Source organism: Oliverpabstia intestinalis, from assembly GCF_009696065.1.
Lineage (GTDB): Bacteria > Bacillota > Clostridia > Lachnospirales > Lachnospiraceae > Oliverpabstia > Oliverpabstia intestinalis.
In genome coordinates this window covers 84,504-99,679 of sequence record NZ_VUMS01000001.1, presented here as the reverse complement: position 1 = coordinate 99,679, position 15,176 = coordinate 84,504, and the positions used below count along the sequence as shown (strand labels likewise).

Annotated in this window: 14 protein-coding genes; 7 read left to right on the top strand and 7 right to left on the bottom strand. The window is 43.4% G+C overall.

Features of this window, described 5'->3' with window-relative positions; translation table 11 throughout:
• Nucleotides 1-187: 187 nt before the first annotated feature.
• Both FYJ57_RS00420 and FYJ57_RS00415 read left to right on the top strand, forming a co-directional pair.
• On the top strand, nt 188-1,099 hold the full coding sequence (locus tag FYJ57_RS00420) for a DMT family transporter (RefSeq protein ID WP_154431112.1): 912 nt from the start codon (nt 188-190) through the stop codon (nt 1,097-1,099).
• Nucleotides 1,100-1,451: 352 nt separating this feature from the next.
• Nucleotides 1,452-2,504 carry a 3-deoxy-7-phosphoheptulonate synthase gene (locus FYJ57_RS00415; RefSeq protein WP_022171812.1) on the top strand — a complete coding sequence of 351 codons (1,053 nt, stop codon included), beginning with the start codon at nt 1,452-1,454 and terminating at the stop codon, nt 2,502-2,504.
• Nucleotides 2,505-2,736: 232 nt separating this feature from the next.
• Here the strand turns inward: FYJ57_RS00415 and FYJ57_RS00410 are convergent, their stop codons facing one another.
• The 3 genes from FYJ57_RS00410 to FYJ57_RS16120 all read right to left on the bottom strand — a co-directional run bounded on the left by FYJ57_RS00410 (nt 2,737) and on the right by FYJ57_RS16120 (nt 4,830).
• Nucleotides 2,737-2,883: a hypothetical protein gene (locus FYJ57_RS00410; protein WP_154431111.1), complete on the bottom strand. Its 147-nt coding sequence runs from the start codon at nt 2,881-2,883 to the stop codon at nt 2,737-2,739.
• Nucleotides 2,884-3,039: 156 nt separating this feature from the next.
• Nucleotides 3,040-4,485, bottom strand: coding sequence for a sensor domain-containing diguanylate cyclase (locus tag FYJ57_RS00405; protein WP_154431110.1), 1,446 nt, complete (start codon nt 4,483-4,485; stop codon nt 3,040-3,042).
• A 192-nt stretch (nt 4,486-4,677) separates the two neighbouring features.
• Entirely contained in the window at nt 4,678-4,830 is a 153-nt protein-coding gene (locus FYJ57_RS16120) for a DUF6783 domain-containing protein (protein ID WP_321069585.1), read from the bottom strand.
• A 62-nt stretch (nt 4,831-4,892) separates the two neighbouring features.
• Between FYJ57_RS16120 and FYJ57_RS00400 the strand changes: the two genes are divergently transcribed.
• The 5 genes from FYJ57_RS00400 (at nt 4,893) to FYJ57_RS00380 (ending at nt 8,205) form a co-directional block, all read left to right on the top strand.
• Nucleotides 4,893-5,150: a DUF1292 domain-containing protein gene (locus FYJ57_RS00400; RefSeq protein WP_106491163.1), complete on the top strand. Its 258-nt coding sequence runs from the start codon at nt 4,893-4,895 to the stop codon at nt 5,148-5,150.
• 184 nt (nt 5,151-5,334) lie between these two features.
• Nucleotides 5,335-5,736: a Fur family transcriptional regulator gene (locus FYJ57_RS00395; RefSeq protein WP_154431109.1), complete on the top strand. Its 402-nt coding sequence runs from the start codon at nt 5,335-5,337 to the stop codon at nt 5,734-5,736.
• A 199-nt stretch (nt 5,737-5,935) separates the two neighbouring features.
• Nucleotides 5,936-6,478: an NADH peroxidase gene (locus FYJ57_RS00390; RefSeq protein WP_154431108.1), complete on the top strand. Its 543-nt coding sequence runs from the start codon at nt 5,936-5,938 to the stop codon at nt 6,476-6,478.
• A gap of 233 nt (nt 6,479-6,711) precedes the next feature.
• Nucleotides 6,712-7,248 carry a cob(I)yrinic acid a,c-diamide adenosyltransferase gene (locus tag FYJ57_RS00385; protein ID WP_117523097.1) on the top strand — a complete coding sequence of 179 codons (537 nt, stop codon included), beginning with the start codon at nt 6,712-6,714 and terminating at the stop codon, nt 7,246-7,248.
• 279 nt (nt 7,249-7,527) lie between these two features.
• Nucleotides 7,528-8,205, top strand: a complete 678-nt coding sequence (locus FYJ57_RS00380; RefSeq protein WP_154431107.1) for a GTP pyrophosphokinase — start codon at nt 7,528-7,530, stop codon at nt 8,203-8,205.
• Nucleotides 8,206-8,556: 351 nt separating this feature from the next.
• Here the strand turns inward: FYJ57_RS00380 and FYJ57_RS00375 are convergent, their stop codons facing one another.
• The 4 genes from FYJ57_RS00375 to FYJ57_RS00360 all read right to left on the bottom strand — a co-directional run bounded on the left by FYJ57_RS00375 (nt 8,557) and on the right by FYJ57_RS00360 (nt 15,121).
• Nucleotides 8,557-9,450 carry a DUF1002 domain-containing protein gene (locus FYJ57_RS00375; RefSeq protein ID WP_173885949.1) on the bottom strand — a complete coding sequence of 298 codons (894 nt, stop codon included), beginning with the start codon at nt 9,448-9,450 and terminating at the stop codon, nt 8,557-8,559.
• 325 nt (nt 9,451-9,775) lie between these two features.
• On the bottom strand, nt 9,776-10,654 hold the full coding sequence (rsmA, locus tag FYJ57_RS00370) for a 16S rRNA (adenine(1518)-N(6)/adenine(1519)-N(6))-dimethyltransferase RsmA (protein WP_117523099.1): 879 nt from the start codon (nt 10,652-10,654) through the stop codon (nt 9,776-9,778).
• A gap of 82 nt (nt 10,655-10,736) precedes the next feature.
• Nucleotides 10,737-13,547, bottom strand: coding sequence for a tetratricopeptide repeat protein (locus FYJ57_RS00365; RefSeq protein ID WP_154431106.1), 2,811 nt, complete (start codon nt 13,545-13,547; stop codon nt 10,737-10,739).
• Nucleotides 13,548-13,825: 278 nt separating this feature from the next.
• The gene (locus FYJ57_RS00360; RefSeq protein ID WP_154431105.1) at nt 13,826-15,121 is read right to left on the bottom strand and encodes a UDP-N-acetylglucosamine 1-carboxyvinyltransferase; all 1,296 of its coding nucleotides are present in this window, start codon (nt 15,119-15,121) and stop codon (nt 13,826-13,828) included.
• Nucleotides 15,122-15,176: the final 55 nt, after the last annotated feature.

The window sequence follows — 15,176 nt, the reverse complement described above, 5'->3', positions numbered from 1 at the left end:
ATCCTTAATGATAATATTTATCAATAGAAAACCCCCAAAAATCTCCAAAAAGTATCTGAACCCTCCTTATTCTTGCTTCCTTTTTTTCTTTTCTCATGATATGATTGCATATGTTACGCTGTTTGGTATCTGTGTGTCTGTTGAACAGTTGTCTTTTACCGATATTACTATGAAGGGAAGGGATTTTATGAAAAAGACACAGCTTAAAAATTCTCTGCTTCTGCTGCTGACAGCCACCATCTGGGGTGTGGCTTTCGTAGCCCAGAGCGTTGGTATGGATCACGTGGGTCCGTTTACTTTCAACGCTGTTCGAAGCATCATCGGAGGAATCGTCCTGATTCCATGCATTTTCTTTCTGGATCACAGAAAATCTGCCCAAAAAGAGGAACTGCTATCGCCTCAACAACAGGCAGAACAGACCGGTGCACTGATTCTCGGCGGTGTCTGCTGCGGTATTCTTCTGGCACTTGCCAGCAGTTTTCAGCAGATGGGCATCCAGTATACAACGGTCGGACGTGCAGGATTTATCACTGCCTGCTATATTGTTATCGTTCCGATTCTTGGCCATTTCTTTCTGAGGAAAAAATGCGGCGCCACCATCTGGATCGCTGTTGCACTTGCACTGGCAGGACTGTATCTGCTTTGCATCACAGACGGTTTTTCCGTTGGAAAAGGGGATCTGCTGGTCATGGTATGTTCCCTGCTGTTTTCCTTACATATTCTGGTAATCGACTATTTTTCGCCCAAGGTTGACGGTGTGAAAATGTCCTGTATCCAGTTTTTTGTCTGCGGATTCTTATGTGCGATCCCGGCTGTCTTTACGGAACATATCGTATTGGCAGATATCTTTGCCGCCTGGGCACCGATTCTTTATGCCGGTGTGATGTCCTGCGGTGTTGCGTACACCCTGCAGATCATCGGACAGAAAGATATGAACCCGACTGTGGCTTCTCTGATCTTAAGTCTGGAATCCTGCATCTCGGTACTGGCAGGCTGGATCCTTCTGAATCAGAAGCTTTCCGCACGAGAGTTATCAGGATGTGTGCTGATGTTTGCAGCGATCATTCTGGCACAGCTTCCCTCCGGGAAAAAAGCATAATATGTTTGTCCCACCGGATGCTTTTCTCTGTAAAATCTGAAAAGCTCCCGGTATTTTTTATGAACATGATTTTGAAGAAAACAGGTAACAATTCAGTCGGTGGCCATGTTTTTTGCCAAAATTCCGAGACATACAAGTCAAAATGCCATCACCGAAGGTGATTAGAAATGCATTTTGGCTCGTAACTGTGAGGGTACTGAAGAGTTACGAAATTTGTAAATGGCAGATTGAGTAATTAAATTTCAAAAAAGGGTTGACGAATCGTCTGTAACCAAGTATGATTATAAACAGATTCGCACTGCAACGCGTTGAAGTGTAAAATTCTTTATTTTTTATGGAGGCTTTTGAAATTATGGAAATGGATATGGAATTCTTACGGAAACTACCAACCCCGAAGGAGTTAAAAGAACAGTTTCCGGTAAGTGAAAAAATAGCAGCAATCAAAGCGGACCGTGACAGACAGATCCGCGAAATCTTCGAGGGGAAAGATGGCCGTCTTCTGCTGATCATCGGACCATGTTCTGCGGATAATGAAGATGCGGTGATCGATTACATCAGTCGTCTCCGCACCGTACAGGATAAGGTCGCAGATAAGATTTTTATGATTCCCCGTATCTACACAAACAAACCGAGAACCATCGGTATGGGCTACAAGGGTATGTTGCATCAGCCGGATCCGGAAAAAAAAGAAGACATGTTAAAGGGTATCATCGCGATCCGTGACCTGCATACCAGAGCAGTCAATGAGACGGGATTTACCTGTGCCGATGAGATGCTGTACCCGGAAAATCACAGATATCTATCGGATCTGTTGTCTTACGTTGCCATCGGTGCCCGTTCTGTCGAAGACCAGCAGCACCGTCTGACCGCCAGCGGCGTTGGCATCCCGGCAGGTATGAAGAATCCGACCGGCGGAGATATTTCTGTCATGATGAATTCTATCATCGCCGCACAGCATGGTCATATGTTCCTGTACCGCGGCTGGGAAGTAAAAACTCCCGGTAATCCTTACGCACATGCGATTCTGCGTGGTTATGTGGACAAATTCGGAAGAAATATGCCGAACTATCATTACGAAGATCTGCAGAATCTCCTGGAACACTATCAGGAAGTCAACGAATCCGCTCAGACAAAGCTGGTAAATCCTGCTGTTATCATAGACACCAATCATTCCAACTCCGGAAAACGGTTTGCGGAACAGATCCGTATCAGTAAGGATGTTATGCACAGCTGTAAGGTTTCAGAAGATGTTCATAAACTGGTGAAGGGACTGATGATCGAGAGTTATATCGAGGACGGTGCTCAGAAAGTGAGCGAACACTGTTATGGAAAATCGATTACGGATCCTTGTCTGGGTTGGGAGAAAACCGAGAAATTGATTTATGAACTGGCGGAGCTTTGGTAAGAGAGACGTTATTTTTGCTAAAGCGGACGCGGAAAGGCTCCCGGGAACCGGGAGCCTTTCCGCTGGTTTTTCACGTAATTATATTTATTAAAATCAGATGTTTCTTGCGCATTTTTCTATCTGTCTCGTTTCTGAATAATAATCATTGCATTTGCTCAACCATTATTTATACAGAATTAATTTTCAGGTGATTCAAAAATAATGCCTTGCCTCCTGGCATTCCTTTACGAGACTACTTTACAAGCGGAATCGGGCTATAATAATACCCAATCATCCCCGCACCGGAATGATACGGAAGAATGAATTCTCCCTGCGCATATGATAACAGCTCCTCATATTTTCTTACAGCCTCTATGAATCTTTCCATGAATTTTTTCATACTAATCCTCTCCTCTCATTTCAGACTGACTATGAGTCTCCTATGCAACAAAAAAGCAGAACAAGGATACTATTCGAACCCCCTTGTTCTGCTTTTCTATATCATACCACTTCTTTTTTCTCTGTGCAATCCCTTTTTTACGTTACTTCGATAAATTTATCTGTTTTCCGTGATATCTCGGTTTTCTCCATAAATTGTAAATCCATTTCGTCCGTTCCGTTTCGTCTCATATAATGCCTGGTCTGCGCTTCGGTACAGATTCATATAGGTTTTTCCATGCTCCGGAGCCAGTGCGATTCCCACACTGATCGTGATACCCTTTCCATCCATCTCGTCAAACACCAGCTTTTTCGTCTCTGCCATCAACTGATCCGCCTTTGTTCTGACGGCCTCTTTTGTAGTTACATTTCGCATCAGGATAATAAACTCATCGCCACCGATTCGTCCCACAATATCATCCCCACGAAACCGTCTTCCCAGCAACACACCGAAAGTACGAAGTACCACATCTCCCACCGCATGTCCGTAGACATCATTGACTTCTTTAAACTTGTCTATATCCATGATGAAAAACGCATGGATACTTCCGTCTTTCGCCTCTTCCAGTGCATTTTCGGCAAACTGTTCCGCATATTTACGGCTGTACACCTGTGTCAGTTCGTCCGTCTGTGCAGAATGGAGAATCGCTTCCGTCTTCTGACGATTCTTTCGGATAATATATAAGATCAGAAGACAGACCAGAATTCCAAAGCATCCAAGAAATACCATCTCGTACTTTTCCACGAATGCGTAAGACTGCTGCGCAACCGTTACCGATGCAACATAGCAGATCATCCAGTCATTGATTCCAAGTGGGGCATATGCCAGATATCGATCAGAACCATCGGCATAACCAGACAGCCGAACCAGCCCGTCCTCTCCCATAGCAAAGTTCTGTTTTACCTCACTGATGCTATGCCCTTCCCGTGTCGTCTTTGAATTATAAAAAGTAAATATATCTTCTCCGTAAGAAAACTTATGATCCACCGGCTCTCCGGTATGAGCAACTATTTTTCCTTCTTTAGTAACGATCAGACTATATCCATTGCCGGAAAACAAATCATCAAACAACATCTGGCTCAGTTCACCGACATTACAGGAACCACACAGAATACCAATCACTTCATCCTCATGAAATACAGGAACACCCAGTACCACTCTCGTCTCCTGGTCCACACTACTCTCCAGTGGATCGCTTAAAGTCCGGTTCCCACTGATTCCCTCTTTAAAATACCGCCGGTGTGAAACATTTTTCTCTACTCCATTATCGTAATATGCATTTCCCTCCGGATCGATCAATGCCAGCCGGTCCAGTGATGTATTTTTTTGAAAAACAGTAAGTACTTCCTTATTTTCTTCATTCATAAGTTCATTGCTTTCCGCTATCTTCTCAGCAATCCCTTCCAGATATAAATAATGAATATTTAAAATTGTACGGAGATGTTCGCTCTGTCTGGCTACATTTGTTTTCATTCTCTCCTGTGAACTACTGTCAATCGTTTTCTGTGCAGCTACATAAAAGAATATCAGTCCGATTCCTACCGCCAGAATAAACACTGACATCGCCCCTACATAATTTCTGGCCAGATCCTGTCTTTTTTTCTTATTAATAAGCCCTCAACCCCTCCCTGTTCTTTTTTCTTTTTTAATATAACAGAAATATGCCTTAAATACTACTTGTTTCTCGATGTTCTTCTATCTTTTCCTCGACATTTTATAACCTGTATTTTCCCCGGTACAGCGTTTCATAAATAACTATACCATACACGCAGGATACAGATTCGAGTGTGCAGCTTTAAAAACGTAGGCGTAGCGGGCTACGGCAACCGAATGAGGGTAAAATATACCGCTAAGTGGGGCTTGCAGATTGCGGAAATGATTTTTCAGACACGCTCTAGTACTTTTCAAAATATTAAATCTGTATTATAATCAATAAAACAAACTGTATATTGTATATAAAGGAGGCTCTTATGGAACCAAATATTATTACTCTGACTGACCAGTACGGCGAATCTGTCCGCTTTGAACTTCTGGATATTGTAGAATACGAAGACCAGGAATTTGCTGTTCTTTATCCTGCGGACGGCGGAGACGATGAACCTGTTCATATCCTGCGAATCACTTCTGAAAATCTGGATCTGGATGAAATGGAATTCGAAGGTCTGGACGACGAGGACCTCATCAATGCCGTATTTGATCTGTTCTGTGAACGCAATGATTTTGAATAAATATTGGTAACTATTCAGTACCTTCACAGTTACAAATATTGTAATTATTCAGTAACTGCCGTGAAGGAACTGAACAGTTACTGAGTATTAATAAAGCGGAGAAAACTCTTGACTTTTTCTCCGTTTTATTTTATATTAATATCAGTAATAATTACTGTTATTATTTATGGAAAGGAGGATCTCTATGGCCTCTCTGAAATACAGCCGTCAGCGGGAATCTATCAAAGAGTTTCTGATGACACGTACTGATCATCCTACGGCTGATACCGTATACCATCAGCTGCGCAAGATTTATCCTAATATCAGTCTTGGAACTGTCTACCGCAACCTGGCTCTGCTGGCCGATATCGGGGAGATTCAGAAGATCTGTACCGGAGATGGTGCTGACCGCTTCGACGGACAGGTCAGACCTCATTACCATGTGATCTGTACCCGCTGCCATCAAGTGATGGATCTGGATCTGGATCTGGATTACATGAAAGAGCCGGAGGCTCTGGCCGCGGAACATTTTGAAGGAAAGATTCTGGGACATGTCACAAACTTCTATGGCATCTGCCCCGACTGTCTGAAAAAAGATACGATGTAAACGCTTCCTGCGTTGTCAGAATTGTCAGAAACAAGATCGAAAATCAAAAGATTTTTAAAATCATCTTGACAATCAGGAAGCAATATGTTAACCTAATATCAGTAATAATTACTATTATTAATTTAAACTCAAGAAGACGAATTGCATAGAATATTCGTTTTCAAGATAAACTACCAAAAAAGAAAAGGAGACTGACACTATGAAGAAATTTGTTTGTACTGTATGTGGATATGTTTATGAAGGAGAAACTGCACCGGAAGTCTGTCCGGTATGTAAAGCACCGGCTTCCAAGTTCAAAGAGCAGAGCGGAGAAAAAACATGGGCTGCTGAACATGTTGTAGGTGTAGCAAAAGGTGTTCCGGAAGATATTCTGGCTGATCTGAGAGCAAACTTCGAAGGTGAATGCTCTGAAGTCGGTATGTATCTGGCTATGGCTCGTGTAGCTCACAGAGAAGGATATCCGGAAATCGGTCTGTACTGGGAAAAAGCTGCTTACGAAGAAGCTGAACATGCAGCAAAATTCGCTGAACTGCTTGGTGAAGTTGTAACCGACAGCACAAAGAAAAATCTGGAAATGCGTGTAGATGCTGAGCACGGTGCAACCGAAGGAAAATTCGATCTGGCTAAACGTGCAAAAGCAGCTAACCTGGATGCAATCCATGATACCGTTCATGAAATGGCTCGCGACGAGGCTCGACACGGAAAAGCATTCGAAGGTCTGCTGAAAAGATATTTCGGCTAAGATTTATCTACAGATTCTATATCGGTATAAGATACCCGCGGTTGAACAGCTGTTCAACCGCGGGTATTTTATGCAGACAACCCCTTCGTAATCTTATTGTGCAGACCACATTCTAAAAATTTTCTTAAACCTTTCTGTTCTTCTCTCCTTTCACTGGCATCTTTTTCTCTTTTCCTGTATACTGAATATTAACAACGATGGACGTGACATATTACTGTTTGGAGGTGTTGATCATGAAAGACAACTTAGGTTATGTACATGTATATTGCGGAGATGGAAAGGGAAAAACTACTACTGCAATGGGACTTTGTACCCGCGCTGCAGGTTATGGATATAAAGTTCTGATCTATCAGTTTATGAAAAATAACAAAACCAGTGAACGGAAGATTCTGCAACAGATTCCGAATATCACTTTTGTTGATGGGCTGGAACAGGAAAAGTTCAGTTTCCAGATGACAATTTCCGAAAAACTGGAACGGAAAACTTACTATGAAAAACAATTCCGCAAAATCACTGCAAAAGCGGCAGAAGAAAATTATGACTTGCTGTTTTTTGATGAACTGATCTATACGATCCGCGCGGGTCTTTTCGACGAGCAGATTCTGCTGGATTATCTGAAGAATGAGAAACCGGCACATCTGGAAGTTATTCTGACCGGTCAGCAGCCCAGTGAAGAACTGGTGGCTCTTGCAGACTATGTTTCGGAGATTCGTAAAATCAAACATCCCTTTGATCAGGGTCTTCCCGCCCGTCCCGGAATTGAAAAATAAATGAAATAAAGTAACTATTCAGTAGCCACTGTCCCGCGAGGTGTTTTGACATGAATATGTCAAAATCCCGAGACATACAAGCCAAAATGCCATCACCGAAGGTGATTTACGCGAGCAACGAGTCAAAGTCCATGCTTGCACGGAACCTTGAGGAGTGCCGCGATAACGATAAAAACTCGCAAAGCGTGTTTTTATCGTTTAAATGCATTTTGGCTCGTAACTGTGAAGGTACTGAACAGTTACGAAATAAAATAAATCAGAAAGTACAGAGAAAATTATATGGACGCATTAAAATATGTATCACAGATTCTTGACGATGCGGATTCCTGGGAAACCATGATGTTTCTCTATGATGCTGCCCTTCGCCAGATGTCCACAAAAATTGACATTTTGAATGGGGAATTTATTCACATTCATAATTACAATCCAATCGAACACGTGAAGTCCCGGATCAAAGAACCGAAAAGTATCGTCAAAAAATTAAAACGCCACGGTCACGAAGTGACTCTGGAGAATATGTTAAAGTATATCACCGACATCGCCGGTATTCGTATCATCTGTTCCTTTACTCAGGATATTTACCGGATCGCTGATATGCTGGCAAAGCAGTCGGATCTGCGCGTTGTGGAACTTACCGACTACATCACCCACCCGAAAGTCAGCGGATACCGTAGCTATCATATGTTGGTGGCTGTCCCGGTACATCTGTCAGACCGTGTGGTGGATATCATCGTAGAAGTACAGATTCGAACCATCGCCCAGGACTTCTGGGCCAGCCTGGAGCATAAGATTTACTACAAGTTCGAGGGCAGCGCACCGGAATATATCAGCAAAGATCTCCGTGCCTGCGCAGAATTTGTAGCTGAACTGGATGATAAGATGCTTTCTCTGAACGAAGCGATCCAAAGTGAGGCACTTCGCAAAGCAGAGAAGCCGGATTCAAAAAAAGAGGAGTAACTGTTAAAAAACAGTTACTCCTCTTTACACAGACAACAAACAAAAATTTCCCTCTAACATGAGGAGTGCCCGGATACCTCTCGATACCCGGGCTATTATTATGAAAAAATTCTATGTGTAATGAACCCATTACAAACTTTTTTGAGATGTTCCTTTCGGAACTGTATTTATCATATCAATAGTTTATGAATAATTTATGAACATAATATGAACTTATAGTTAATTTGCACAATTTGATTTTATTTTTATTTTATTTTTATACCATTTTACACTGTTTTATCATTTTTTCTTTTCCTGTTCTTGTGCTGATTCATCAAGTTATTCTGTTATTTCTTTTTATTCCCCGACATCTTATCCAAAAATAGAATTCCATATATTTTTACACCAGCTTACTATCCTGTCAAAGAACCCTTTGACCTGTTCCTGGTTAATGTTCAGATCCAGACTCTCCAGCTTGTTGTACAGATCTTTCGCCTGCTCTTTCAGGGAATCCACATCCAGATCCAGGCTGCTGATTTTCTCCATCAGACTTACAATCTTCTGCTTATCCTCATCAGACAACTGAATATTCATCTCTTTTGCTGCATCGTCTACGACAGCTTCTATTTCTTCCGGATCAGACAGGTCCTGAGAGACGACAGCTTCTTTTACTGCACCTACCAGTTCCTCCGCCTGCTCTTTATCCCCGATAGCTTCACCCAGATCACTGGTGGTTACCAGTTCTTCTGTAGCCGCATCTGCATTCTCTGCCTTCAGGGTCTCGCCGGTCATATTACTGTAAGCTTCCATTGCACCTACCAGCGCCGCTGTTCCGGAGATATTAAACGGTCCAGCCACACGTACATCCGCATCGGTGACGCCTGCAGTTGCCAGCGCATTCTGATACATACCTGTGGTACAGTAAGTAATATTACTGGTTGTCACTTTAATTCCATTTCCTTTATCCTTTTTTTCAATAAGAACAGAAGAAAGTGCTCTGGTTCCGATCACACTGGAATCCAGATAAGAATCCAGGTATTTGTGTTCATCCGCATTCGTTACAGTAATTACCTGATAGCTGCTCAGATCCGCTTCATTAATCTCCAGCAGACTCAGTACTGTGGATTTTTCTGTTTCATTCAGATCCGCTCCCAGCGCCAGATACGGTGCATCAATCTGATCTGCTTTTGCACTCAGTGGTGACATCAGGCTTCCCATTACCGTTACCATCGCCAACATTCCCGCCATAACTTTCTTTATCTTCATCTCTGTTACCTCTCTTTTTCTTTATATACTTTCAGAATCTTTTCAGTCTTCTCCCGACTGATACTCCGTAGTATAACACACTTTCCTTCCATGATGCAGATATTCATAAATCTTTTCCTGTTCATTCATAAAATCTTCACAACTTCAACACGATTTTCTCACAATTCCCGGATATACTATAACCATAAAATAATTAATAGAAATTATTTTATAACTTTTCTTTTTCATATGTCGATGAAAATCGACACTCCTTCCTTTAAAAATAAAACTAAAACGTGTTGACCGGAATTTCCTCATTCTGGTCAACACGTTTTTACGTTACTTTTTATTTTGCACGTCCCAATACATTTGCCAGTTTCGCAAATTCTTCCAAAGACAATGCCTCTCCTCTCACCGATGGTGAAAATCCGCACTCTGCGATTGCAGCCTCTATTGTCTCTTTTTCAAAAGACAACCCCTCATAATTCTTCAGACCGTTTGCCAGCGTTTTTCTTCTCTGATTAAACGATGCCCGAATAATCTGAAACAACAGTTTTTCATCGTCTACCTGTACCGGTGTCTCAGCATGGCGGGTCAGACGAATCACCGCACTTCCCACTTTCGGTCTCGGCATAAAACAGTTCGGTGGAACATTGGCAACAATATAAGGTTTTGCATAGTACTGCACTGCCAGAGATAGTGCACCGTAATCTTTCGTTCCCGGGCCCACCTGCATACGATCCGCTACTTCTTTCTGTACCATGACAGTAATGGATTCTACAGGCACATGGCTTTCAAACAGACCCATAATGATCGGTGTCGTGATATAATATGGAAGATTTGCAACCACTTTGATCGGGCGGCCTCCATTTTTCTCTTCTGCCAGCTTTGCAATATCCACTTTCAGGATATCTTCATTGATCACCGTTACATTGTCATAATCGCTCAGCGTATCCTCCAGGATCGGGATCAGACTTTTATCAATCTCCACCGCATATACCTCTCTGGCTGCATATGCCAGATACTGTGTCATCGTTCCCATACCCGGTCCGATCTCCAGAACAAAATCATCCTCTGTGATCTCCGCCGCACGGATAATTTTATCCAGCACATGAGGATCGATCAGAAAGTTCTGTCCAAACTTTTTCTGAAATGTAAAGCCGTATTTGTTCAACACAGCAATGGTTGCCTGGGGATTGCCAAGATAAGGCTCTCTCTTACTCATAGTTCTTCCTTTCCTGTTGTTTTCCAAAACGTGTAAAAAGGGCATAGCTTTCTGTCGCCATGCCCCATGTTGTCATGCTCTTTTATAAATCAAAATCCTTTTCATAAAGAAGAATTCGACCGTCTGCATCTGTATGACGTTTGGAAAGTTTTCTTCCCAGCTTTACGCCACTTGCCTTACGGATCGCACCGTCTACCATCTCTTTTACTTTTCCGATAGTAATCGGTTCATCCTCTTTCTGGTTATCTCCGATCATGGTGTACAGAGCAAGCACACCCATCTCATCCATGCGGAAACCATTTTCTCTCGCATACGTTCTTGCAAATGTTACCAGCTCGTCATTGGTAAAGACCGGAATCGAAATAACGGTTTCGAATTTTTCTGCAAATTCCGGATAATCCGCCAGCATCTTACGCATATTTGCTTTATCATCTTCAATCAGAAGAATCATACTGTCTGTACGGAAATCCATCGCCTGAGAAAGTTTTTCGATCGTCTCCGGCGTCATAAAACTTGCTCTCTCGATCAGAAGAAAGCCTCCTGCCATCTTGCTGATAATTGTTGCCGGATCTTTCCTGTTAATATCCGATGCATCCAGATTTGCATACTTGACAGCTTTCAGTCCCAGTTCTTTGCAGATTGCTTTTACAAGCCCTTCACTCAGTCTGGTTTTTCCTGTTCCGTGACTTCCCATGATTGCGATATTTCCACGATGAGATGTTTTCTCACTGGCATATTCATATGCCCCGTGAATCGCATCCAGAATCTGATCATCCATGCCCGGCACTTTAGCAAAGTATGAAAACAGCTGTTTCTGTTCTGCCGTCAGACGTTCCGGTCTGGTATTGTTCAGAATCCTCTGGCGTTTTTCTTCGGGTGTCTCCCGTTCCAAAGTCATCTCGCTGATATCTGGCTGTATCTCTGCTTCTTCCAGCATCTTATCGATATGATCACCTTCCGGTTCCTCTGCCTCCGTTTCAGAACCTTCTTCCACAACAGATTCCTCTGTGGTATTCTCTTCTGTCATCGGTTCTGTCTTTTCTTCAAAAGCAATTTCTTCCTCAGATGCTGTCTCCGGTTCCGGATCCAGGCTTGCAGACCGTTCTGCTTCTTCCTGTTCCCGGAGCCCATCCATACCGCTCAGAGCAGCTTTGAGTTCTTCTTCCAGATTAAATTCCTGTGTATCTCCTGGTGTCGCATGCCATGCATCCTGCTTTGTCACATCCGGAATCACTCTTGTCGCATCCAGATCTTCGATTTCCGGTTCTGTTTCCTCCGTTTCTTCCGGATATTCCATCTCAATCACCGGTGCTGCTTCTGATCCGGTAATATCTTCTTCTGTTTCCGGCTCTTCTGTCGATTCCGCCGAAGTTTCAGTTTCCGGTGCATCAGACGATGTTTCTTCTGCAAAATCCAGAGAAAGTCCGGAAAGACTTGCTTCAAAAGCTGCCATCGCTTCATCCGCCGCATCCGTCAGAGTTTCTGCCGGCTCTTCTTCCGTTACTGTCTCAACCGCTCCCTCAACCCTTTCTTCCAGTACATCACCGGCTGCATCTACTGTTTCTTCTGCAACTACTTCTTCCGGTTCACCGATGATTTCTTCTGCTGTTACTTTCTCCACAGCCGGTTCTTCCTCAGCTTTTTCTGCGGCATCCTCGCCTGCTTCTTTCGCCAGGGAAGACGAAGTCTCTGCAAATAATGCATCCAGATCCACTTCCTGAACACTGATAATTTCTTTATCCTCCGGTTTTTCCACCTTCGGTTTTTCCATCATTTCCAGTTCGTCCATCTCGGTTCTGCTCACTCCGGCAACTCCGCTGTCCGCAGAGATGATGCCTTCATTTACAGCTTCCGGCTCCAGATCCTGTACGTGATATTCTTCCATATTTTCTTCTTGTGCTTCAGGTTCCTGCAGAACTTCTGCTCCTGCTGCTCTTCCCAGTGCCTCAAAAGCATCTACTGCCTTGGTACGGTTAAAACCGGAAAGAATCTCCTGAAAACTTCTGGAAAGACGTTCCTGAAGTTTTTCGGTATCGATATGCGGAATCTCTGTTTCCGGTTTCACCGGCTCTTCCTCCGTCACCGGAGTTTCTTCCACGGTTGTTCCTGCAGATTCCTGCGGAATCTCTGCTGTTGCTGCCGCTTCTTCCTGGGCCTGTTCTTTTTCTTCTTCCACTTTCTGAAGACCCGCCATTGCAGCTGCTGACACACCCGGCAGAATTGTATTTTTTACTTCTTCTGTCAGTTTCGGTCCTGCTGTTGGTTTTGCAACCTTTCCTGCCGCCTTCGCTTTCTCATATTTTTCTTTCTGAGACGGTGACAGTGGCGTGTATGTCATCTTAAGTTCCATCGCTTTGGTTACATATTTGCCTTCACCAAACCACAGAATCAGATCATCACAGGTTTCAACACATTTCTTTTCCTGTCCTGCTTTTTTATACAGTTTTGCCAGTTCATATACCCAGCGTTCTGTGTATTCCCGCTCTTTATATTCCTCCAGAATCGCAATCCGATTTTCCAGAGGCGCTTTCTGTGCTTTGTAAATCTTATATTTCAGAATATATTTGGAAGTATCGTTGGAAGCGGTCTCCAGATATTCATTATAATATTTTACAGCATCATCATATAACCCCATCTTCAAAGCCAGTTCCACCTGACGGTACAGAATCATCTTGCCGATAGATGAACGTTTACGCGCCAGCTGCAGCATCTGCATACTCTTTTCCAGTTCACCATTCACTTCGTAGATATCTGCTACCATACACAAGGTCCGCACACTCTTCACTCTACGCCAGTCGATAGAATCCGCTACCGTAAGAGCCCCTTCATAATCCTGTGCATCCACAAGTCTGTTGATTTCCTCCAATTTCAAATGGTATTCTGTCTTATCCACTGTACTCACCTCTGCTTTTTCTATCAAATTTATAACTGTCTGATACTTTCACAGTTATCTGTTTTCAGTTGTTTATACCCGTAACTGTTAAAGTACTGAACAGTTACCCATAATTGTTCTAAGTGTACCATACTGCCTGTTTCTTGTCAAAATATAACTGTCCTCTGACCGAGACAGTTATTGGATAAAATGATGTGTATGAACGAACAAAGGGATGCCGCCCTCCGACAACACCCCTCTTATGTATACGGGAGTCAGTCCCCCTTTTGGTTCTTCTGTCACCCGATTCTCAGTTTAAACTTCTGAATTTCTTTTTCACTGGTCACACGCTCAATCTCTGCGCCCAGACTCTTCAGTTTTCCTTCAAAATCCTCATATCCACGCTGGATATATACGATATCATCCACAATTGTAATACCCTCTGCAGCCAGTCCGGCAATTACCAGTGCCGCGCCTGCACGAAGATCCGGTGCACTGACTCTTGCGCCTGTCAGTTTGTCCACACCATCAATGATGGCTGTATTACCTTCCACTTTTACACAGGCACCCATACGGGTCAGCTCGTCCGCATATTTGAAACGGTTCTCAAAAATGCTTTCTGTAACAATGCTGGTTCCTGATGCCAGAGCCAGTGCTACTGCGATCTGTGGCTGCATATCCGTAGGATATCCCGGATACGGTAAGGTTTTTACATGCGTTCTGCGCAGTTTCTTTGCAGAGATCACGCGTACTGCATCATCAAATTCTTCCACTTCACATCCGATTTCTTCTAATTTGGCTGTAATCGCTTCCAGATGTTTCGGAATTACATTTTTGATCAGAATATCGCCGCGTGTTGCCGCTGCAGCGAACATATAGGTTCCTGCCTCGATCATATCCGGCACAATCGAATAATTTGTACTGTGCAGCATCTCCACACCTCGGATACGGATCACATCCGTACCGGCACCCTTGATATTTGCACCCATGCTGTTCAGGAAGTTTGCTGTATCTACAACGTGTGGCTCTTTTGCCGCATTTTCAATAATGGTATTTCCTTTTGCCATAGATGCTGCCATCATAATATTAATGGTTGCACCTACCGATACAGTATCCATGAAAATATGAGTTCCATGAAGTCCGTCCGGTGCAGATGCCACGATGGCACCGTATTTGATATCGACGGTTGCACCCAGTGCACGGAAGCCTTTCAGATGCAGATCGATCGGGCGGCTTCCGATGTTACAGCCACCCGGCAGAGGTACTTCTGCTTTTTTATATTTTCCGAGAAGCGCACCCAGCAGATAATAGGATGCACGGATTTTCTTAATATATTCGTAATCTACACTGATATCACCGATAGTGGAACCGTTGATCACTGCAGTGTGACGGTCTACCCGCTCCACTTTTGCTCCGATTCCTCCGATGGCCTCTAAAAGTACATTTATATCATTGACATCCGGAAGGTTTTCCAGCCGGACGGTATCATCTGTCATAATAGCGGCTGCAAGAATCGCAAGTGCTGCATTCTTCGCTCCACCAATCTCTACTTCACCAACTAACGGGTTTCCACCCTTAATAATATACTGATCCATAGTTCACCTCTATGTTTATATTCAGCCAATACAAGTCCCGATAATCTCTCTCATT